Annotated in this window: 23 protein-coding genes; 7 read left to right on the forward strand and 16 right to left on the reverse strand. The window is 33.9% G+C overall.

Translation table 11 applies throughout. The annotated features are described in order from the left end of the window. Positions 1-422: 422 nt before the first annotated feature. A complete protein-coding gene (locus tag ACH2BV_RS09045) occupies positions 423-1,658 on the reverse strand; it encodes an ABC transporter permease (protein ID WP_395050401.1) in 1,236 nt (411 codons plus the stop codon). A 6-nt stretch (positions 1,659-1,664) separates the two neighbouring features. Between ACH2BV_RS09045 and ACH2BV_RS09050 the strand changes: the two genes are divergently transcribed. Further along, the gene (locus tag ACH2BV_RS09050; protein ID WP_395050402.1) at positions 1,665-2,885 is read left to right on the forward strand and encodes an exo-beta-N-acetylmuramidase NamZ domain-containing protein; all 1,221 of its coding nucleotides are present in this window, start codon (positions 1,665-1,667) and stop codon (positions 2,883-2,885) included. A gap of 1 nt (position 2,886) precedes the next feature. Here the strand turns inward: ACH2BV_RS09050 and ACH2BV_RS09055 are convergent, their stop codons facing one another. Further along, entirely contained in the window at positions 2,887-3,390 is a 504-nt protein-coding gene (locus ACH2BV_RS09055; RefSeq protein WP_395050403.1) for a YkgJ family cysteine cluster protein, read from the reverse strand. Positions 3,391-3,482: 92 nt separating this feature from the next. On the opposite strand from ACH2BV_RS09055, the gene ACH2BV_RS09060 reads away from it, so the two are divergent. Continuing rightward, positions 3,483-4,190, forward strand: coding sequence for a class I SAM-dependent methyltransferase (locus tag ACH2BV_RS09060; RefSeq protein ID WP_395050404.1), 708 nt, complete (start codon positions 3,483-3,485; stop codon positions 4,188-4,190). 58 nt (positions 4,191-4,248) lie between these two features. Here ACH2BV_RS09060 and ACH2BV_RS09065 read toward each other — a convergent pair whose 3' ends face one another. The 10 genes from ACH2BV_RS09065 to ACH2BV_RS09110 form a co-directional block, all read right to left on the reverse strand. Next, positions 4,249-5,406: an aminotransferase class V-fold PLP-dependent enzyme gene (locus ACH2BV_RS09065; protein ID WP_395050405.1), complete on the reverse strand. Its 1,158-nt coding sequence runs from the start codon at positions 5,404-5,406 to the stop codon at positions 4,249-4,251. Between the two features lie 50 nt (positions 5,407-5,456). Further along, positions 5,457-5,852: an energy transducer TonB gene (locus tag ACH2BV_RS09070; protein WP_395050406.1), complete on the reverse strand. Its 396-nt coding sequence runs from the start codon at positions 5,850-5,852 to the stop codon at positions 5,457-5,459. 1 nt (position 5,853) lies between these two features. Next, positions 5,854-6,486, reverse strand: coding sequence for a 7-carboxy-7-deazaguanine synthase QueE (locus ACH2BV_RS09075; RefSeq protein ID WP_395050407.1), 633 nt, complete (start codon positions 6,484-6,486; stop codon positions 5,854-5,856). A 153-nt stretch (positions 6,487-6,639) separates the two neighbouring features. Next, positions 6,640-8,310 carry a hypothetical protein gene (locus ACH2BV_RS09080; protein ID WP_395050408.1) on the reverse strand — a complete coding sequence of 557 codons (1,671 nt, stop codon included), beginning with the start codon at positions 8,308-8,310 and terminating at the stop codon, positions 6,640-6,642. Positions 8,311-8,325: 15 nt separating this feature from the next. Beyond that, positions 8,326-9,246, reverse strand: coding sequence for a PstS family phosphate ABC transporter substrate-binding protein (locus ACH2BV_RS09085; RefSeq protein ID WP_395050409.1), 921 nt, complete (start codon positions 9,244-9,246; stop codon positions 8,326-8,328). A gap of 2 nt (positions 9,247-9,248) precedes the next feature. Next, positions 9,249-9,479 (reverse strand): hypothetical protein, encoded by a 231-nt coding sequence (locus ACH2BV_RS09090; protein ID WP_395050410.1) that lies wholly within the window; start codon positions 9,477-9,479, stop codon positions 9,249-9,251. Further along, positions 9,479-10,267: an energy transducer TonB gene (locus ACH2BV_RS09095; protein WP_395050411.1), complete on the reverse strand. Its 789-nt coding sequence runs from the start codon at positions 10,265-10,267 to the stop codon at positions 9,479-9,481. The genes ACH2BV_RS09090 and ACH2BV_RS09095 overlap by 1 nt, the downstream gene beginning before the upstream one ends. A 40-nt stretch (positions 10,268-10,307) precedes the next feature. Next, positions 10,308-10,868, reverse strand: coding sequence for an ExbD/TolR family protein (locus ACH2BV_RS09100; protein ID WP_395050412.1), 561 nt, complete (start codon positions 10,866-10,868; stop codon positions 10,308-10,310). A gap of 19 nt (positions 10,869-10,887) precedes the next feature. Next, on the reverse strand, positions 10,888-11,496 hold the full coding sequence (locus ACH2BV_RS09105) for an ExbD/TolR family protein (RefSeq protein ID WP_395050413.1): 609 nt from the start codon (positions 11,494-11,496) through the stop codon (positions 10,888-10,890). Between the two features lie 74 nt (positions 11,497-11,570). Beyond that, positions 11,571-12,389: a MotA/TolQ/ExbB proton channel family protein gene (locus tag ACH2BV_RS09110; RefSeq protein WP_395050414.1), complete on the reverse strand. Its 819-nt coding sequence runs from the start codon at positions 12,387-12,389 to the stop codon at positions 11,571-11,573. 385 nt (positions 12,390-12,774) lie between these two features. On the opposite strand from ACH2BV_RS09110, the gene ACH2BV_RS09115 reads away from it, so the two are divergent. From ACH2BV_RS09115 to ACH2BV_RS09125, 3 genes are all read left to right on the forward strand, one after another. Continuing rightward, a complete protein-coding gene (locus tag ACH2BV_RS09115) occupies positions 12,775-14,295 on the forward strand; it encodes a helicase HerA-like domain-containing protein (RefSeq protein ID WP_395050415.1) in 1,521 nt (506 codons plus the stop codon). A 4-nt stretch (positions 14,296-14,299) separates the two neighbouring features. Further along, a complete protein-coding gene (locus ACH2BV_RS09120; protein ID WP_395050416.1) occupies positions 14,300-14,740 on the forward strand; it encodes a YybH family protein in 441 nt (146 codons plus the stop codon). Positions 14,741-14,813: 73 nt separating this feature from the next. Then, positions 14,814-15,176 (forward strand): cupin domain-containing protein, encoded by a 363-nt coding sequence (locus tag ACH2BV_RS09125; protein ID WP_395050417.1) that lies wholly within the window; start codon positions 14,814-14,816, stop codon positions 15,174-15,176. 110 nt (positions 15,177-15,286) lie between these two features. Here the strand turns inward: ACH2BV_RS09125 and ACH2BV_RS09130 are convergent, their stop codons facing one another. Beyond that, positions 15,287-17,671: a penicillin acylase family protein gene (locus ACH2BV_RS09130; RefSeq protein WP_395050418.1), complete on the reverse strand. Its 2,385-nt coding sequence runs from the start codon at positions 17,669-17,671 to the stop codon at positions 15,287-15,289. Positions 17,672-17,831: 160 nt separating this feature from the next. Here ACH2BV_RS09130 and ACH2BV_RS09135 point away from each other — a divergent pair, with 160 nt between their 5' ends. Beyond that, the gene (locus tag ACH2BV_RS09135) at positions 17,832-18,473 is read left to right on the forward strand and encodes a flavin reductase family protein (RefSeq protein ID WP_395050419.1); all 642 of its coding nucleotides are present in this window, start codon (positions 17,832-17,834) and stop codon (positions 18,471-18,473) included. 51 nt (positions 18,474-18,524) lie between these two features. Here the strand turns inward: ACH2BV_RS09135 and queA are convergent, their stop codons facing one another. The 3 genes from queA to ACH2BV_RS09150 all read right to left on the reverse strand — a co-directional run bounded on the left by queA (position 18,525) and on the right by ACH2BV_RS09150 (position 21,345). After that, complete coding sequence (gene queA / locus ACH2BV_RS09140; RefSeq protein ID WP_395050420.1) at positions 18,525-19,574, reverse strand: tRNA preQ1(34) S-adenosylmethionine ribosyltransferase-isomerase QueA; 1,050 nt, start codon at positions 19,572-19,574, stop codon at positions 18,525-18,527. Between the two features lie 165 nt (positions 19,575-19,739). After that, complete coding sequence (locus ACH2BV_RS09145; protein WP_395050421.1) at positions 19,740-20,972, reverse strand: 3-phosphoshikimate 1-carboxyvinyltransferase; 1,233 nt, start codon at positions 20,970-20,972, stop codon at positions 19,740-19,742. A gap of 46 nt (positions 20,973-21,018) precedes the next feature. Continuing rightward, on the reverse strand, positions 21,019-21,345 hold the full coding sequence (locus tag ACH2BV_RS09150) for a nucleotide pyrophosphohydrolase (RefSeq protein WP_395050422.1): 327 nt from the start codon (positions 21,343-21,345) through the stop codon (positions 21,019-21,021). A gap of 395 nt (positions 21,346-21,740) precedes the next feature. On the opposite strand from ACH2BV_RS09150, the gene ACH2BV_RS09155 reads away from it, so the two are divergent. Next, complete coding sequence (locus ACH2BV_RS09155; protein ID WP_395050423.1) at positions 21,741-22,151, forward strand: hypothetical protein; 411 nt, start codon at positions 21,741-21,743, stop codon at positions 22,149-22,151. The last annotated feature ends 139 nt before the right edge of the window (positions 22,152-22,290 follow it).

The raw sequence follows: 22,290 nt of genomic DNA on the forward strand, positions 1-22,290 counted from the left end.
AATCCTTTACTCTTCTAACAACTATTTTTTGATAATTTTTTTCAACCTTTTATAAGAACGTCGCCTTCATTGCGGGTGCAAAAGTACACAACAAATCCACTCTCGCAAGCCTTTTTAAAAAGTATTTTTAAAGTATTTTTTAATCGATTGAAGTCGTGTAGGTTGGAATGAATAAAAAACCTCACCTCGACCCTCTCCAAAGGAGAGGGAGGTGAAATACGAAGACACTTAAACGTTATAGTTGCGGAATGTTCTAAATTTAAACTAAAATTTGTACAGAAAAACGACTGCCCTAGCCCCGATAGAAGTGGAAATCCTTCTTGTTGGGTATTCCGATTGGGCGGAATACCCAACAAGAAGATTGTAACAAATAGCGGGAAATAGCTCCAGATTTTATCATTCCTCTCAATGATAATAAAAGTTTAATCGAAACGGATGGCTTTTACCGGGGAAATTTTGGTTATAATATAGGATGGAATTAGTAAAACCAGAAAACAAACGGTGACCGTGAGAAGATTCAGAAGTGCTATATATCCAAAGTTAAGATAAACCGGAGCTTGGTTTACATAGTAGTTTTCGGGATTGAGTTTAATGATTCCAAAATATTGCTGAATAAACAACAGGGAAATCCCTATTAGATTCCCCCAAAACAGTCCTCTTACAATAAGATAAAAGGCATTGTAAAGAAATATTTTTCTGACTGACCAGTTATTCGACCCTAATGCTTTCAGTATTCCTATCATTTGGGTTCGTTCGAGAATGAGTACCAATAATGCCACAACCATATTGATAGTGGCGACCAGAATCATTATTACTAATATAATGACAATGTTGAAATCGAAGAGTTTTAACCATTCGAATATATAACTGTATTTTTCAATTATTGTTTTGGTGTCCAGCGTTGAGGAAGTTTGCTCATAAACTTGCTCGCCAATGGATTTGATATTAATAAAATCATTTGCAAAAACTTCGAAAGCACCAACCTGATCTGGCTTCCACTTGTTGATGCGCTGTATATGGCGAATATCTCCTATTATATAAGTGGCGTCGAAATCCTGAAATCCGGAATTAAAAATTCCAGTGATTTTAAATCTTCGAATATTGGGCAATTTATTCTGGTCTTCTTTGATGAAAAATGTACTGAAAGAATCACCTACCTTTAGATTTAGTCTGTTCGCTAGAAATTGGGATATTAATACTTCTTGATTAAGGCTTTTTGAAAAATCGGGCAATTGACCGGAAACTATGTATTCCTTGATGTTATCCCATTGATAATCTGTACCAACTCCTTTAAAAATAATTCCTTCAAAAGCTGCTGCGGTTCTGATAATCCCAGCTTTGCTGGCAATAGCCTGAATATGGCTTACTCCGGGGACAGAAGTGAATTTTGGATAAAAATCCTGATTTTTTGAAATGGGAACCAGTGTAACTTCGGATTGATTGTTGTCATAATTCGAAATAATGATATGACCGTTGAAGGCAGAAACTTTATCGCGAATTTTCTGTTGCAGACCAATTCCAGTAGCCACAGAAACAATCATCATAATCATTCCGATAGCAATAGCGGAAATTGCAATTTTGATAATTGGAGCAGATATGCTACTTTTATAATCCTTAGCCGTTATGAGTCGTTTCGCTATAAAATATTCTAAATTCAATTCGATATGGTATCTAATTCTTTATTACTACGTCCGTTCGCTTTTGTTGATGTCAAAAATACGTTTTTATTCTTGTTTTTGTTGATTTTTTCAAGCTCTTGTTCTGCCAAGAAAGTAGAGAACACAAAAACTACTTCTCTAGAAATAAAAACCGGTGCCGATAATTTTGCGGCTTATTTACCTTTATTGAAAGATAAAAAAATTGGAATTGTAACCAATCAAACCGGAATTCTATCTGACAAAACCCATTTAGTTGATTTCCTCCTTTCGAAAAACACCAATGTCCAAATTATTTTTGCCCCAGAACACGGTTTTCGTGGCACTGCCGATGCTGGAGAACACGTAATCGACGGTAAAGACACCAAAACAGGCTTGCCCATAATTTCACTTTTTGGCGACAACCGAAAACCAAAACCAGAACAATTAGCAGGAATTGACGTTATGATTTTTGATTTACAAGATGTGGGCTTACGCTTTTACACTTATTTATCCACACTGCATTATGTAATGGAAGCTTGTGCTGAAAACAATATTCCACTACTAATTTTAGACAGACCCAATCCAAACGGAAATATTGTAGATGGACCAATTCTAGAAAAAGAGTTCACGAGTTTCGTAGGAATGCATCCCGTTCCTGTCTTGTATGGAATGACCATTGGCGAATATGGACAAATGATTAATGGAGAAAAATGGTTGCAAAATGGTGTACAATGTAAGTTGACCGTTATTCCTTGCATTTATTACAATCGGAAAATGAATTACAGTTTACCTGTAAAACCATCACCGAATTTACCCAATGATCAGGCAATAAATCTTTACGCAAGTTTGTGCCTTTTTGAAGGAACCAATGTGAGTGTTGGCCGAGGAACAGAGAAACAATTCCAAATTTACGGCTCGCCTTTTTTGCCAAAAAGTGATTTTAGCTTTGTTCCGAAACCAAATATTGGTTCAAAAGAACCAATGCATAAAGATGAAATTTGCTACGGCGAAGATTTATCGGCTGTCGCCAAAGTAAACCAATTGGAGTTGAAATGGCTATTGAAAGCGTATAACGAAACCTCAGATAAAACTAAATTCTTTAATCCATTTTTTACGAAATTGGCAGGAACCAAACAATTGCAACAACAAATTGAATCCGGAACTTCAGAAAAAGAAATTAGAAAAAGCTGGGAGAAAGGTTTGAATGATTTTAAGGAAATAAGAAAAAAAAATTTGATTTATCAATAAACTACAACGTACATAAAGGCATTTTCTTCTTCATTTCTTCCACAATATTGAAAGCTGCCGGGCAAATGGCGACATTTTGCAAAGTCAAATCTGAGATTTGCTGAAACTTCTTTCTATCGGTGTGTGGAAATTCGCGACAGGCTTTTGGACGAACATCATAAATAAAACAGGTGTTGTCACTGTCTAAGAAAGTACAAGGAACGCTTTGCAACACATAATCTTTATCTTCGTCTATGCGTAAATATTGATCTATAAATTGTTGTGGTTTTTGTCGTAAATGTTTTGAAATTCGCTCAATATCAGCAGAAGTGAATAATGGCCCAGTAGTTTTACAACAATTGGCACATTTTAAACAATCGGTTTTCCTGAATTCGGCCTCGTGCAATTCCTGCATTACATAATCCAAATTTTTAGGCTGCTTTTTTTTCAGCTTATCGAAATACTTTTTGTTTTCGATATGCTTATCTTTGGCCTCTTTAGGAAGATTGTTTAAAATAGAGTTCATTCGTAAATTTGTTTATTCGGTTATTCGACAAAACATTTTGCGAAATTACTTAAAACAAATCAACAAATAGCCAAATTAACATAACAACACTAATGAAAGACCTTTTCGGAAAAGCCATACTTGATTTTCAAACCAATAATTCACCTGAGGATCTAATTACTGAAACCACCATTTCTGAAGAAGACGAAATGAGTGTTGCCTACCTTTTTCGTTCGTATGATGAAATGCCACAGATGGAACAAAAAGCGCTGCAACTTGCCAATGGAAAAATTCTTGATGTGGGCTGTGGTGCCGGAAGTCATAGTCTGACTTTGCAAAACGATCGAAATCTTGACGTTACTTCAATTGATATTTCAGCAAATGCCATTCAGGCATCTACACTTCGTGGTTTGAAAAAAGCCAAAGTGCAAGATGTAATGACTTTAGAAAATGAAAAATTTGACACCATTTTACTATTGATGAATGGTGCCGGAATGTGTGGAAGACTAAAGAACATTCCCAAATTCCTTCTAAAATTAAAATCCCTATTAAATCCTGGAGGCCAAATTCTACTGGACAGCTCTGATATTATTTATATGTTTGACGATGACGAAGATGGCGGGAAATGGATTCCATCAAACAATGAATATTATGGCGAAATAGTTTTTAATATTTCCTATAAAGGCGAAAAAGAAAAACCTTTCGACTGGATGTTTATTGATTACAACACTTTGCAAAATGCCGCTTTCGCCAATGGATTAAAATGCGAATTAATAATGGAAGGCGAGCATTACGATTATTTAGCGAAGCTTTCGATTTAGAAGAAAGAGGAAAGAACAAAGAGAATAGAAGAAAGAGGAAAGAGGAAATTTGTTCCATTTAGACTTCTATCAAATTTGTCGTTGCAATTATATCTTGCAAGGCTTTATACAAAATATCTAAATCTTGTTGCGAATTATAGGCATTTATGGAATATCTCAAAAAATAATTTCCATTTAAAGGCATTACCGGAATTTCGATTTTATATTTAGTAAAAAGCAACTCCTTTAATTCAACAGGATTAGATGTTTTAATTGGAACACTTGCCATTTGACCTAAAAATTCTCCGGTAATCGGGCAAATAGGTTGTGTATGGAGTAGATCGCAAAAGCGCTGGTAATTGTCAAAAACCACCTGCCTGCATTCCTTAGATACAGTTTTCCAATTATTTTCTTCCAGAAAATCAATGACTTTTGGGGTACATAAAAATGCTGAGATTTCTCTTGTACCTTGGTATTCTTGATAATCCAGAAATTGGCTTTCGCCCGGAGTTACACTTTCATAACCCCAACCCACAATTAGCGGATCGAGCATTTCCTGAAAACTCTTTTTTACATATAGAAAAGAACTTCCTTTGGGCGCTAACATCCATTTATGCAGTGTTCCTGTATAAAAATCCGGGTTCAATTCTGTAATATCCAAATCGATTTGACCAGGAACGTGAGCGCCATCAATAATAGTAATCAATCCCAATTCGCGTGCTTTATCGCAAATTTCTTTAATTGGAAAAATTAAAGCAGTGCAACTCGAGATTTGGTTGAGAAAAATGATTTTAGTTTTAGAAGTGTAGCCACTCCAAAATTCTTCCAGGATTTTTTCTTTTGAAACTACTGGAAGTGATATGTTTTGCCGAATATATTTGGCTCCCGATTTTTTGCAATAGAAATTCCAAGTCCTGTCCATCGCGCCATATTCGTGGTTTGTGCTGAGAATTTCATCGCCTGCCTCCAAATGCAAACTTCGCATAATGGTATTAATGGCAAAAGTAGGATTGGGTGTAAAAAACAAATCAACTGAATTACAACCCACATATTCAGACAATCTTTCTCTGGCGATTTTTAAATATCCTGCTGATTTTTTTTGGATAAAATAAACTGGTTCTGTTTCCAGTTCCAATTGGTATCGTTGGTACTCCTCAAAAATTGGTTTTGGACAAGCACCAAACGAGCCGTGGTTTAAAAAAGTAATGTTTTTATCTAAAAGGAATTGTGATTTCATTATTGATTTTTTGTAAATATAAAAAATCCCAAACAATGTTTGGGAAAATTTTATGTAGCGATTATTGAAATTGGCAAACTAAATGTACATCTCACTTTTTGTCCATTTTGTTCACCTGGCATCCACTTTGGACAAAGGTACAAAACTCGGATTGCTTCTTTTCCTGTTCCATAACCAATATCTCTCAAGCCTTTTATTCCAGTTATACTTCCGTCTTTTTCTATCACAAAGGTTACATAAACCTTTCCAGCCAATTTTTCTACTTTTGGACATTTATAATTTTTACTAATAAATTGGTAAAACGCATCCATTCCTCCCGGGAAGTCTGGTTTTACATCAATCATGGATGTATTATAAACATTTTCGTTTGTCCCTGTTGTAGTGTCTTGTGCTGAAACTATTTGGATTGCAAAAAAGGTAATTACCAGAAATAAAAAGTTTTTCATATTAAGGAATATTCAAGTATTTATGTGTTTGTAAAGATACACGCCATTTTGGATTGTTCATTACATAATCTACAATAAGTGGTGTCATTTCTTCTTTTTTACTCCATTCGGGTTGGAGGAATAATATTGCATTTTTGTTTACTTTTTCGGCTTGTTCTTCGGCAAAAATAAAATCGTGTTTGTTAAAAATGATGACTTTCAACTCGTGGGCTTTATCATAAACGGTTTGTGTTGGCAATTTGTTTTTCTTTGGCGAAAGACAAATCCAATCCCATTGTCCAGTCAGTTCATATGCTCCTGAAGTTTCGATATGTACCTTCAGATTTTGCTCTTTTAATTTTTGAGTTAATAAAGTCATATCCCAAGTCAATGGTTCCCCTCCGGTAACTACAACTGTATCTGCATATTTATTAGCATTGGCAACAATTAAATCAATACTCGTAGGTGGATGCAATGCTGCATTCCAGCTTTCTTTGACATCGCACCAATGGCATCCCACATCACAACCTCCAATTCTTATAAAATAAGCTGCAGTTCCTGTATGAAATCCTTCGCCCTGAATGGTGTAGAATTCTTCCATCAAAGGAAGCATTGCGCCTTTATTAACTTCTAATTGTATTTCTTTTGATAACATTTTTTTAATTTAAAGTGCAAATATAGTGAATTAGGAATTTGGGATTTTGGGAATTAGAAAGAAGATTGCTTCATGCCTTACAATGACATAGATACATAAAAAAACCGATAGTTTTTTTGAAACTATCGGTTTAGATGGATTATTAAAAAAATTTTATTTTTTTAATTTAGCTATTGACTCCGTAGCGTAAGCATTTGTTGGATCAAGTGTAAGGGTTTTATTGAAATATTCTATAGCCTTAACTTTATCTGAATTTGCATAATTAGCTGCAATTGTGTTATAAGATTCAATAATTTTTTTTGTTGTTGTAGGTTTTGCTAATTCTTCTATACCTTTTTCCGTAATTTTAGCAACATATTCTTCATAATATTTAATTGTCATTTCGTCATTCCCAATCATATTATTCGTTCTGCCTCTGTAAAGATAAGCGTCCTGATAGCTTGGCGAAGCTGTTATAACATTTCCAAAAGCGACATCAGATTTTTGCAATGCAATTGGATCAGGAGTTATGTCCTTTTTGTTGTTAGCATAATAAATTGACAATCCGTAATAGATATTATCATCTATATAGTTTTTATATTCAGTATTTGTTGTTCCAAATTCAAACACAGGAATTGCTTCTTTGTATAATTTTAGACCGAACATCTTTTTCCCAACTTCATTCAAATCTTCGATAATCAAAGGCTCCATTTCTACCGCTTTTTTAATATCGGCCAAACCTGAATCGTATAAGGCAGGATCAATTGATAATCCATCTGCGCTCAATCCTTTTTTAAATTTAGCTGAACCTAAATACAAATAGTCTTTAGCAATAACTTTATTGTCTGGATTAGCTATAAAACTTTCTAATGATTTAATAGCAACTTCAGCGTTACCATTTTCATAGGCTGAATATCCTAAATAACGAAAGATTCTAGGATTTACTTTATCCATTTCAATCATTTTATTAGCCTCTACTTCAAGTGCTTTATAATCTTTTACAAGAACAAGAAAGTCAGCGTGACGCATTCTTGAATTCAAAGAATAATCAGTAAGACTAAGATACTTTTCATAATGGCCAATAGCAATCTGCATATATTCGGCAGACTTTGAAGGCTTGTTTCTTCCCCATTTGTAATAAGTCTCAGCTAATTCTCTGTATACAGGGCCGTAATTTGGATTTATAGCAATAACCTCATTAAATGATTTTATAGCCTCGTCATAAGATTTAGCCCCTTTTAACAAAACACCTAATTGCATTTTTGCCCTTAACAGTGTAGGATCAAATTGAAAAGCATTTCTATAAGCAGCATAAGCTTCATTTTGGTTTTTATCTCCATAAAAAGCATCACCAAGTGCCAATTGCACTAAAGCATCATTAGGATTTATAAGTTTAGCTCTGTTTAAATATTCTATTGCTTTCTTATAATTAGGTTTAATAGAATATGTATAAGCTCTTCCTATGGCGATTAATTCCTCTACATCCTTCTTTTTCGCATCTTTTAAAGCTAATGAAAAATTTGATTCAGCAGAAACAGTATTTCCATTATCTAAATCTATTAGGCCTAACCCAATAAAATTTAACCTTGCGCCATCAGTTCCCGCTAATCCTTTTTGATAAGCGATTTTTGCTGAATCCGTTACGGATTGAATAAGATAAACATTCCCTAATATAAAATTAGCCCTTCCGTTTATTGGACTAGTCTGTATAATCGACTTTAATATCGATTTTGCCTTTTCATATTGTTCTGCATCTATTGCTTTTCTTGCTTGGGCAATGTCTTGGGCAAACCCAATTGTAACTGAAGTAAAAAAAACAATACTAAAAATTTTAAATTTGTTCATCGATACTATATTAATTTATTTCTTTTCATTATTAATCTCATTCCTAATATTTATTTTTCTGCCTGGAATTCTTACTGGTAACAATCCTGATTTCAAAATTATTCTTTGTCCAATATCCCCTGCAACGAATGAAGCAAAACCCATTCCTAATCCAGAATATCCTTGTCCGTTGATGACATACAAATCACGTGCCAAAGGATATTTGCCTTCTGCAATATTGTTTTGACTTGGAGGATAAAAATTTACTCCTGTAAGACTTTTTACACTTAATACATTTACTTTATCAACATATTTTTGCATATCCGGCATTGGTTGTGACAACCAATTTACACCAACAACACCTATCATTCCACTATTTTGAGCAACAAATTTAATTACTTCTTGGTTTGATTTAAATGAATAAACACCTTTTTCTGGAATTGCCTGTATTCCGGCAAGTTCATTCATATAACGTACTGTACTAGAATTTGGATTATCAAAAACCAAACCTTTAATACTTGAATTTGGCCTTCCTTGCATAAATTCAATAATACTCTTTAACTCTACCAAAGTATCTTTATTGCTCTTATTTGAAATAAAAGCAATAGCGTCTGTTGCAAATTTAGTGATTTTTGGTGTAATTTTTTTTTGCCCGAAGATTTTATTTTCATTTAAAGTCAAATTTCTGGTCAAAACGGCAATACCGGACTTTTCTTTGAATAATGAAATGACTGCTTCTGATTCAGACATTGAAACAATATTAATTTTTGCATCATAATTGCTTTCAAAAATAGCAACCTGATCTTCGATTATAGGTGTTAGTGTTTCGTCTACAAAAATAGTTGCAGTTCCTTTCAATATTGATTCTTTATTGCTTTTGGTTTGTTCTTTTTGATTGCACATAACAAACAAAACACTAACTAAAACAAGGATATAAATTTTGCTGTTTTTAAACATAATTATTCATTATTAGCATTATAAACCCTAAACAAACGTATAAACGAATACACAATTAAAACCACGCCAAAAGCCATTCGATACTTTGGCAGCATAGCTATTGGGAAACTTTTCCAAAAGATAAAAATCAAACCTAAAACCAGATAAGCCAAAAATAACAATATTCCCATAACGAGAAGAAACCGCTCTTTGAGCGATTTCTTCTGAATGTTTTTTATTATGTTTTCAAACATTATTCCGCAGATTGGATACTAATAGGTAAACTGAAAGTACATCTTACTTTTTTACCATTTTGCTCTCCTGGAGTCCATCTAGGACATTTATTCAAAACACGGATAGCTTCTTTTCCTGTACCGTAACCAATATCTCTTAGTACTTTGATATCAGTAAGCGAACCATCTTTTTCAACTACAAATGTAACATACACTTTTCCTTTAAGACCTTCTTCCTCTGGTGCTTGATAATTTTTAGCTACAAAAGCGTTGAACTTATCCATCCCTCCAGGGAAATCTGGTTTAACCTCGATTCCTGCAGTGTTATAAACAGTATTATCTTCTTCTACAACTGCTGCAACTCCTGTTCCTACTGGCTCAACAGTTAACTCTGCATCTGGATCACCTTTAATGGTTTCCTTACCAATGTTTTTGTCTTTAAGATCTTTAATTACAACAATCTCTTCAACAACTTCATCTGCTTTAGCAACTACGGGTTTCACAAATTTCACTTGATCCACCTTTGGTGGTGGTGGTGGTGGTGGTGGAAGATTTTCTTTTGGTTTCTCTTTTGGAGGTAACTTTACTGTTGTAATTTTTTGGTCCAAAGTTGTATCCTCAGTTGTGTCAGGAATCATACGCATAAGCGTTGGTATGCTAACAAGAATAGCAAAAAGTATTGTCCCGATGATAAAAGCTCTAGTTGTGTTCTTAGTAACTGATTTTCTCAAATCATAAGCACCGTATTTTTGATTACGCCCTTCGAAAACAATTTCAAGCCAATTATTATTTAATAAATCTAATTTCATATTTCTTAATTATTAGGTTATTGGGTCATAAGAATAAATCTTATTTTCCTTCTAACAATTTTGTTTCTTCAGGTGTAAACTCATTGACAATGGCATAAGTAGGCACATCAACTATCGCCATTTCGTCTAAGATGTCAACCAAATTGCGATAATTTGATTTCTTGCTTGGTTTGATAATCACAATCATTCCGTTTTTAGGTTTTCCTTTAGCTGTTGAATAAGCTAAAACCGAAGCTTTTCTTGACAACAATTCTTTACGAATCCCTTCTTTACCATAAATAAAATCTTTAGGAGCGCCGCCGGCAACTGGAGTCGCTAACAAGCCCACATAACGAACTAACTTATTGTCTTTACCTAACAAGATGGTCATAGTACGATTTTCATCTACTTTGATTGGTTTTGCAGTTGGATCATCATCTTTATCTGGCAACCCCAAATTCATAGATTGTGGTTTAGACAAGGTAGTAGTAAGCATAAAGAAAGTGATTAATAAGAAGGCCAAATCCACCATAGCAGTTAAATCTACTTTTGAGTTTTGTTTTTTACTTCTTACTTTTTTGTCCTTACCGCCTCCACTGTCGCCTGTATTTAATTCAGCCATTTTAGTGTGTGTTTTTTAATTAAAAATTCTTTCCTCTTAAACCAGTAACTAAACTAAAGCTATTGATTTTTTGGTCTTGTAAAATATCCATTACTTTACGAATAGATGGATATTCCTCTTTTGCATCTCCTTTTATGGCTATTTGCAATTCCTTGTCATTAAGTTCAATATTAGCAATACGGGCATTTTGAACCCACTCTGCTAATTGATTGTCAAGTGAATCTTTTGGAACTCCTGGTTGACCCGCTTTAGATCTTTCAGCAGTCTTCATTGCAATGAGTTGTTTGAGATTACCAACTGGTACTCCAATACCTTCCATCAAAGAAAATTTTGATTTTTCATCTTCGGTAAACTCAACACCATATTTTTGACCCATCAACTCAAGTGTTCTTTTACGAACTTCTCTCCCTTTCAAATCAAAAAATACTTTTCCTTTACCAATTGTCAAAGTAGCCAAATCCGTTTCGGGTAATTTGGTTTGTACAGTAGATTGCGGCGTATCCACAGGCAGTGCTTCCGGTATTTTGGCCGTGGCGGTCAAAATAAAGAAAGTAAGCAAAAGGAATGCCACATCACACATAGCCGTCATATCAATAGACGTCGCTTTTTTTTGCGTTTTTACAGCCATTAATTATATATTTAAATCGATAAGAAATCAGCCTATAGTAAATACAAAGCTAAAGTCTTAAAAATTATTAGTGTTTATTTTTGTGCACCTCTGAAGTGTCTGTAAGTATTCACGATTGTATTACCAGCTTCATCAATAGCATAAGTCAACGTATCAATTTTTGAAGTAAACAAGTTGTAAACAACAATTGCCAAGGCAGAAGTAGAGATACCTGTAGCAGTATTAATAAGTGCCTCAGAAATACCGTTTGCTAACATCGCTTGATCAGGAGTTCCTGAACTTGCCAATGCACCAAACGCTTTAATCATACCTGTTACCGTTCCTAATAATCCTGCAAGAGTTCCTAAAGAAACTAATGTAGAAAGAATAGTCATATGTTTTTCTAACATTGGCATTTCAAGTGAAGTTGCTTCTTCAATTTCTTTGTGGATAGTTTCAGCAGCCGTTTCGCTGTCTAAACCTTCTTTTTTAACTTCTTGATATTTAACTAAAGCCGATCTAATTGCATTTGCAACAGAACCTTGTTGTTTGTCACAAGCAACAATTGCGCCTTCAATATCACCTGATTTGATGCTTTTTTGAACATCACCCATAAATTTATCAAGATTTCCTTTACCTGCTGCTTTAGAAATTACAGCATAACGCTCAAATGAAAAAACAATTACCATTAAAAGCAATCCCATTAAAACTGGTACAATAGGACCTCCTTTGTATACCATTGCTAAATAATTTCCTGGAAGTGGATGACCTGTATTAACGCCTCCTTCAAAATTTGCTCCATCACCCATTATAAAATTCCAAATCAACCATCCTGAAAAAATACAGGCTACAATTATGATTAATGAAATACTTCCTCCTAAACCTGAACCTTTTTCTTTTTTAACGTTTGCCATTTTCTTTAATTTTAATAGTTTTAATAATTTATTTTTTGTTATAATAAACTTTTGTTGAGGAGCAAATTTATATTTTTAGTTTAAATAAAAAAACTTTTTTTACTTTTATTCTAATTATTTTAACTTTACTAAATAAAAGCAGCCTTTTTTCTATTACATTAAAATCAAATACATCCTATAAATCATTTATTTTGTAAAAATTTTATAGTGTTTTATGACTTTTTTAAATAATGCTTCAACACTTTTTGGAAAAAAATTGTAATTACATATTTTGCTTAAACTTAATTGAAAACGTTATATTAAAACGTAAAAATTATCATAAATGTTATATTTACATAAGTGAAAAATAATATCCATTAAAAATAAATTTAATCCAAAAACAAATATGAGTAGAAAAGAAGATTTTATAAAACAAATTAAGGACGGCTATCTTTCAAAAGGAGAAAGCATTATTCTTGGAGGCGCAATGCTTGATGGCGAAGCTTTGACTGATGCACATATAAAAATCCCTTTAAAAACGTTGAATCGTCACGGATTAATTGCAGGCGCAACTGGAACAGGAAAAACCAAGACCATTCAAGTACTTTCTGAGCAGTTATCATCGTTTGGGATTCCTGTTTTGATGATGGATATCAAGGGTGACTTTAGTGGTATTGCCAAAGAAGGAGAAGAAAAACCTTTTATAACAGAGCGTCACGCAAAAATCAATATTCCATTCAAAATAGCAAGTTTTCCGGTGGAATTAATGTCATTATCTGAACAAAGTGGCGTTAGGCTGCGCTCAACGGTTTCAGAATTTGGACCCGTATTGTTTTCAAGAATTTTGGATTTGAACGATACACAGGCTGGAGTAGTTTCAGTAATATTCAAATATTGTGATGACAATAAAATGCCTCTTTTGGATTTAAAGGACATTAAAAAAGTAATCAATTATATTACCGAAGAAGGGAAAGCCGAAATTGAAGAAAGCTATGGCAAGATTTCTACCTCGACAACTGGAACAATTTTACGAAAAATAATTGAACTCGAACAACAAGGAGCCGACTTATTTTTTGGTGAAATGTCTTTTGATATTAATGATTTAATGCGCTTTGACGAAAATGGAAAAGGTTACGTCAACATCATCCGCCTAACAGATATTCAAGATAAACCCAAGTTGTTTTCGACTTTTATGCTGAGTCTATTGGCCGAAATATACAATCAAATGCCTGAAAAAGGAGATTCAGACCAACCCGAATTGGTGATTTTTATTGACGAAGCACATTTGATTTTCAAGGAAGCCAGCAAAACATTATTGGAACAAATAGAAACAATTGTAAAACTGATTCGTTCCAAAGGAGTTGGCGTTTACTTTATAACTCAAAATCCAATGGACGTTCCAAGTGGTGTTTTGGCACAATTAGGATTGAAAATACAACACGCTTTGCGAGCTTTTACGGCAAATGATCGTCAAGCCATCAAGCAAACTGCCGACAATTATCCTTCATCTGACTTCTATAAAACTGAAGAATTATTGACTAGTCTCGGAATTGGTGAAGCATTGGTCACCGCCTTGAATGAAAAAGGAATTCCTACTCCACTTGCAGCTACAATGATGCGAGCGCCAACAAGCAGAATGGATGTTTTGACAGAAAGTGAAATTCAGGAAATCAACGCCAAATCAAAGCTGGTCAGAAAATATTCTGAACTCATAGACAGGGAAAGTGCTTATGAAATTCTGAACAAAAAAATAGCTGTTGTCGAACAAGAAGTTGCTAAACAACAAGAAGAAAAAGCAGCGGAAAAAGAAGAAAAACAATCCGGAGACGCAACCGGAGCTGTAACCAAATCAGTTATAAAAGTTCTGACGAGTGCTACTTTTATTAGAGGTGCATTCGGAGTTTTGAGTAAACTGCTGAGAAAATAATTCTATGAAAAAGATATTTCTTTTGTTTTTAGTCGTCATTTGTATGACAAGTTGCGAAACTAAAATAAAATCCAAATTGGAACTAGAGGCTGAAGTATACAAGGCTGAAGACGACTTTAAAAACCTGTCTCAAACCAAAGGAATTTCAGCGGCTTTTTACTCTTTTGCCGATGATAATGCCGTGATAAAAAGAGAAAACGATACGCTAATTCGTGGCAAAGAAAATATCAAAAAATATTACAGCAATCTTAAATTCAAAAAAGCTTCCGTAACCTGGAAACCCGATTTTGTTGAAGTTTCCAAAGACGGAGAAATGGCTTTTACATATGGGAAATACATTTGGACAGTCAAAGATTCTTTGGAAAATAAGAAAGATTTCAAGGGTATATTTCACACTGTTTGGAAAAAACAAAAAGACGGTTCCTGGAAATATGTCTGGGATTAAAAAAATATTGATAACTTAAATGAGATTGCTTCACTTCGACTTCGCTCTGTGCAAGCTGCTCGCAATGACAAAAATGAAAAAATACTTTATTCAAAAATCTCCTTTCGTAGTTCCAACAACTGATGGAAAACTAATCGAAGAACATCACGGAATGGCAACCACAAAGAACTCCGCGATTTCAATTGCCCATATGATTGCGCCGCCACATTGGAAAGAACCGTTTCAAACTCCTGAATTTGAAGAGTACACTTATATCATTTCAGGAAAAAAACAATTTATTATCGAAGGTGAAACTGTTATTCTCGAAAGAGGACAATCCATTAAAATTGAGAAAAATACACGTGTTCAATACTCCAATCCATTCGATGAACCTTGCGAATATATGGCAATTTGTATTCCAGCTTTCGATTTTACGAAAGTTCATCGGGAGGAATAATACCGTATTACCTATAAGTTAATGGAATTGTCATTTCGACCAAAGGGAGAAATCTCATTAGTTGCTCTCGTTATGTGATTTCTCCTTCGTCGAAATGACAAACAACACATTTATTTTGGGCTGAAAACCAATTTTGTCGAAGTCCTGATTATTTCTTCCTTGTTCAATTTCATTTTTCGAAACTTTCCTGCGGCATACATTTCCGCCTGATCGTTGTAGTGCTTACTAAACGGATTCCCAGATTGTCCTGTTGGCAGAATACTCATACTGTTTTCTATATCCGAAAAATCAATAACTCTTCTGGTTGAAGGTCCGCCTTTAACGATATATTCTCCACTATCCGTAAAATCAAAAAACAGATTATTAATCACTTCGGTTGAACCCGGAACGTTAAAAGGACCAACATTAAAAATGCCTCTCAACGCAGCCACTTTTCCTAAAGGATGTTGGTGCTCCAATGTATGAACTCGGTCCCAAGTCCAAGAATTTACCTCTTTTCCTAATTGATTTTCAAGTGCCATAATCCCTTCGTGAAAAGATTTTTTTATAATTTCAGCTCTTGTTTCTTTTTTGCTTTTTGTAGTAACATCATCCCACCAAATTGAATTTTCATTTTTACTTTGTGGCTCAATAATTTGTTTGACAATATGTGTGGTCAAAAGCATTTTAAAATCAGCTTCTCCCAACTCATCCTCAAACGTATTTTTTAAATATTCATAAATCCATTTCTGATAAATAGTTGGTGCAATATTTTTTAAATTATTAGAACCGTTCCATTTTTTAAGGATTTCCATTGCCTTTTTTTCATTGCTTGAAAGGGATTTTAAATCCAATGCTGAAATCAGATTTTTTACAACACTTGGTGTAATTGAGGATGTATTATCATTTATCATCTGACCCACATCTTCTTTTGTCCAATTATTTTTGGGCTCCAATAAACCAAAAATTCTTTTGGCTCGATCTTGAGGTAAATAATAGCCTGGATACAAATAACCGCCTACCGCTTCGGGCTGATTATTGGCGGAATAAATAAAATTCCAACTTGGATTTATAGCGTGAGGATTTTTGGAGAAATCTAGAAATTCTTTTTTGTCATCGATACCGTTTGTTCCATTTAGAATAAAATTTGGATTGACTGTTTTGTCCAATTTGTATAATTTTCCAGAAGTATTCCAGGCGATATTTCCTATGGCATCGCCGTACATTATATTTAAACCTGGCGCAGCGATTAAGGAAACTCCCTTTCTAAAATCAATCAAATTCTTGGAGTGTGAAAGTGAATAAACAGCCTCCAGCATTTGATTGGTTTGCTGTGTAAAAATCCAATACATTGCAACCGGCTTCGCGTCTTTGATTCCGTCCAATAAATCATTCATAACAGGACCGTGCTGGGTTTCTCTAACCTCTAAAACCACATCAGAACTGTCTTTTACCTTAATGGTTTCTTTTCGGATTTTATAATCTTGAAATCCGTTGGCCGTTTTGTATTGGTTTTTGTTGTTTGGATTTTCTTCTTCCTGAAACAAATCGACATCATCGTTTTCAAACATTGTTAATCCGTATGCATAATTATGATTGTGTGCCAAAAGCGGAAATGGTGTTCCGGCCAAATAATACCCATAAATTTCATAATCCGGCACTATAATATGCGCTTCATACCAAGTACAAGGCTGAGAAAAAGCAATATGAGGATCATTGGCAAAAATAACTTTACCGTTTTTAGTTTTATTTGGTGCAATTACCCAACTGTTGCTGCCAATAAAAGCCGGCACTTGTGAACTCTCCAGTAAATCAGTTACTGATTTAGAAATTTCGGCATATTCTATAGCTTTCCCGTCGAAATTTTTGATTTGAGTGGTCCCCAAAGAACCGTCCAAACCAAAATCTTTTAAATAATTTGCACCCAATTTACCCCGAATATCAGTCATTAACGGGTCGTTTTTTTGAGCCATAGCAAAACTGAAAGACATATATCCAAAGATATTATAGACGTCCTTTATTGTAAATTTTTCTTTTTTAATCCCCAATATTTGGAACTCGATTGGCGTTTTTCCTTCTTCCATATATTGATTTACACCGTCAATATAGGCCAAGGTGAGTTGATATGCTTGTGAGTTTTTATCCAATTTAGCAATTGCTTTTTCGGAATTTTCGTTGATGCCCAAACCTGCGAAAAATTTGTCAGTCTTTAAAACTTTTGAACCAAACATTTCTGATAATCTTCCCGGAGCAATGCGACGCATCAATTCCATTTGCCACAGACGATCTTGTGCGTGAACATAACCCAAGGCTGTCATTGCATCTTTCTGGGAATTCGCGTAAATATGTGGAACCCCGAAATCATCAAAATAGACGGTGGTTTCCTTTTGGATATTTTTGAGTTTTTGTTCTCCTTCATAAGTGGGTTTAAGGTAAAATCCATAACCAACTAATGCAATGGAAAGAATGACTATCAATGATAGAATGATAAGAAGAAATTTCTTTAGGGTTTTCATATTTCAATAAATTTGAGAAACAAATATATAGGATTTAAAAGTTATTTTAAATAATTTATTTTCAATGTGTTTAATATTCAAATATAGCAAAATTAAAATATTTTGTTTAATTTATATTATATTTTATTAAACAAAGTTATCTTTGCTTTAAATTAATAAGATGAAACACATTTCAAAAGACGAAATATCTCAATTGGAAAAAATTGAAAGATTAAATTTAATCAATTCTTGCACAGGTTATAAATCGGCAAATCTTATAGCTACAAGATCTTTAGATGGCAAACCAAACGTAGCTATTTTTAGTAGTGTTACCCATTTAGGCAGCGAACCTGCATTAATTGGGTTCATAATGCGTCCTACTACAGTTCCAAGAGATACTTATAAAAACATTAGGGAAACTGGTTTTTTTACCGTGAATCACATTACAGCAGATATGATTGCAGATGCTCATCATACATCCGCAAATTACGAAATTGGCATTTCAGAATTTGACAAAACAAATCTTGAAGAAGAATACAAGAATAACATTGAAATCCCTTTTGTAAAAGGAAGTCCCGTTCAGTTATATTGTAAATATGTGAATGAATATTATATTAAGGAAAATGACACTATTCATATTGTAGCTTCCATTGAGAACCTATTTTTTGATAAAAATCTACAACACGAAGATGGCTGGTTGCAAATTGACAAAGGCAATGTTGTTGCGCTAAATGGCCTTGACGGATATTGTTTACCTAAATTAGTAGATCGTTTTCAATATGCAAGAAAAGACACGCCTTCAAAATCGTTTTTTACAAAATAAAAAATCTCGTCATTGCGGACGAGATTTAGAAATTTATTTTTTATAAGCCTTTTAGATGATTAACATCGCATCGCCGTAAGAATAGAATTTATACTGTTCTTTTATTGCTTCTTCGTAAGCTCTTTTCATTAAATCATGCCCACAAAATGCAGAAACCATCATCAATAAAGTTGATTTTGGTGTATGAAAATTAGTAATCATACAGGTTGGAATACTAAAATCATGAGGAGGAAAAACAAATTTATTAGTCCATCCGTCAAAAGGATTTAACGTATTATGCGATGAAACTGAACTTTCAACAGCACGCATCGAAGTAGTTCCTACAGTACAAATGCGTTTTTTGTTTGCCTTTGCATTATTAACAATATCGCAGGCTTCTTGAGTAATTTTCAATTCTTCGGAATCCATTTTGTGTTTAGATAAATCTTCTACCTCAACAGGATTGAAAGTTCCCAAACCTACGTGAAGTGTTACTTCAGCAAATTTTATTCCTTTTATTTCCAGTTTTTTCAACAAATGTTTCGAAAAGTGCAAACCAGCAGTAGGTGCTGCAACAGCTCCTTCTTCTTTAGCATAAATGGTTTGGTAACGATCCGCATCTTCTGGAGTTACATCTCTGCTAATGTATTTTGGAATTGGAGTTTCACCAAGTTCTGTCAATTTATTTCTAAATTCTTCATAAGAACCATCATATAGAAAACGCAAAGTTCTTCCACGTGAAGTTGTATTGTCAATAACTTCGGCAACTAGTGAATCGTCATTGCCAAAATATAATTTATTTCCAATACGGATTTTACGTGCCGGATCAACCAATACATCCCAAAGGCGTTGTTCAGCATTTAGTTCTCTAAGCAAAAACACCTCGATTCTAGCGCCTGTTTTTTCTTTGTTTCCGTATAAACGTGCTGGAAAAACTTTAGTGTTATTCAAAATAAGAACATCACCTTCATCAAAATAATCGATAACATCTTTGAACGTTTTGTGTTCAATAGTTTGTTTTTTTCGGTCTATAACCATAAGACGTGATTCGTCTCTGTTTTCGGCTGGATATTCTGCAAGAAGTTCTTTTGGTAAATGGAATTGGAAATGTGATAATTTCATTTGAAAAAGTTATGAGTTATGAGTTAATTAATTACGAGTTTTGAAGTCATAATTTTAAATCGTGTGCAAATATACGATTGTGAGATAGGCGTTGTCAAGTGTTTCGGTGTTTATTTTAATAAGTCCAATGCCACAAAGGGACGAAGCCACAAATAGAAATTTAATTTAATCGATTTCTGACATTCCGAAACCCAAACTTTTTAAATCATTCCAAAAATCAGGAAAGGATTTAGAAACCACTTCGGCATTTTCTATAATAATTGGCACTTTTAATGCCAAAGGAGCAAATGCCATTGCCATTCTGTGGTCATTATAAGTAGCGATTTTTACATTAGAATTGATATGCTCAGAAGGTTGAAGCGTCAAGCTTTCATTTGTAACAGAAATAGTCGCTCCCAATTTTGTCAATTCGATTCTTAATGCTTGTAATCTGTCTGTTTCCTTTATTTTTAAAGTATGTAAACCTGTTAAATGACAACCAATTCCTAAACCAAGACAAGTCACCACAATGGTTTGAGCAATGTCAGGAGAAGAATTCAGATTGCAGATTGCAGATTGCAGATTGCAGATTGCAGATTTTCGCAAAATAATTGAGTTATTTACAAAAATAGTTTCTACTCCAAGTTTTAAATAGATTTCTGCCAAAGCGGAATCGCCTTGCAAACTATTTTCTTTATAACTGGACAAAGTTATTGTTGTTCCTTCTTTGGCCAAAGCCACAATAGAATAAAAATATGAAGCCGAAGACCAGTCAGATTCTACAGTGAGAGTTTTAGGCGCTAGGCGTTGGGTGTTGGGTTTTACTATAATTATATTTCCAATGAATGAAGTTGCAACTCCAATTTCGTTCAGTAACGCCAATGTCATTTTTATGTAAGGAACAGAAGTAATTTGGCCCTCTAATTTCAATTCGATTCCGTTTTCAAATTTTGAGGCTATCAGCAAAAGTGCTGAAATGTATTGACTGCTCACACTTGCTGGTAAAGCAACGTTGCTTTTCGTAAGTTTTTGTCCTTTGATTTTTATAGGCGGAAAACCTTCGCCTTCGACATATTCTATTTTGGCTCCTAATTGTCGTAAAGCATCAACTAAAATCTTGATAGGACGCTCTTTCATTCTCGGGGAACCAGTAAGAGTAACGGTTCTATTTTCCTGAATGGCAAAAAATGCTGTCAAAAATCGCATAGCAGTTCCTGCGTGATGAATGTCAATAATTTCCTGATTGCCTTTTAATGCCATTTGCATTACCTCACTATCATCAGAATTTGATATATTTTCTATGGTAATATTTGGAAATAAAGCCTGAAGTAACAATAATCGATTGGTTTCAGATTTAGAACCAGTTATTTTAACATCAGATTGCGGATTGCAGATTGAAGGTTGCAGCAGTAAATTCATATTTAATTTTTTCACAAAGAATCGCAAAGATACACAGAGATTTAAATTATTTTAATTTTTCATTGTTTTTGTGTCTGTCTTTATCTCGTATTGATTTTAAATCCATTTTTTTATCAAATGCTTCTTGCAAATCGATTCCGGTTTGATTGGCAAGACATAAAACAACAAAAACCACATCGGCAAGTTCTTCGCCAAGATCTTTGTTTTTATCACTTTCTTTTTCAGATTGTTCTCCATAACGGCGAGCTATAATTCGGGCCACTTCGCCTACTTCCTCAGTAAGCTGTGCCATATTTGTGAGTTCGTTGAAGTAGCGAACACCGTGTTCTTTTATCCAAGTGTCAACAGTTAGTTGGGAGTTTTTTAGGTTCATAGGGTTTAGTTTTTGTCGCTAAGACATAAAGTCTCAAAGTGTTTTTATTTTATAAAAAATCTCAAAATTAATGGTAAAGTAATAATCAAAAATAGCAAATCATTAATTGAAAATTCTATTTCAAAGTTGTAATCTATTTCTTTTTCCCAAAGGTTTATAAACCAATTAATTATAGTGTTTTGGAAATGTCTTTTTCTTTAGCTAATGTAGGTAAATAATAGTACAAAAAACAAAACCCTCATCCACAAAGGGGGTTTAAATTAGTTTTGAAATTTTGAACGTAATAAAAACTGTAAATTATACTATTAAATAAATTAATAGTACAACATATTAGTTGATGATTAGGGTGACCTTTGATGTTCACTGATTTAGGTCAAATTTAAAAACAATTAATTATGAAATTACCAAAATTTTTGCTGGCAGCACTACTTTGTATTGCCTTTAGTTCAGCACAGGCGCAGACACAGGTTAAAGCAACAGTAACAATTCCGGGTTGGGGCGTTGCAGGAAATGACAACGCAACCTATTACTACATTCCAGCTACAGAAACGTACTACGACGTTAGAAAAGGAGAGTATGTCTATCAACAGGACGGCAAATGGGTTAGAAAAACTACAATGCCAGTAGCCTATAAGAATTATGATCTTTACAACGGTTATAAAGTGGTACTTACAGATGATAAAGAACCTTTCGCTGATTATAACAACTTGAGGGTGAAATATTCAAAAACCTACAAAGGAGAATCACAAAAAACGTATAAGGTTAAAACAACCAAAAGAGGTAGGGTAAAAGTCAAACAAAAATAAAAAACCTTAGTCGAGTTTAAAAGAAAACCCTTTCAAATGAGGAGGGCACTGAAAAACATTGCTTATTTTGATTAGCGTTGTTTTCAGACAATAAAAAAGTACTTGTAACAGGATTTTAAAATCCTGTTACAAGCACTTT

Source organism: Flavobacterium sp., from assembly GCF_043780635.1.
Taxonomy (GTDB): domain Bacteria; phylum Bacteroidota; class Bacteroidia; order Flavobacteriales; family Flavobacteriaceae; genus Flavobacterium.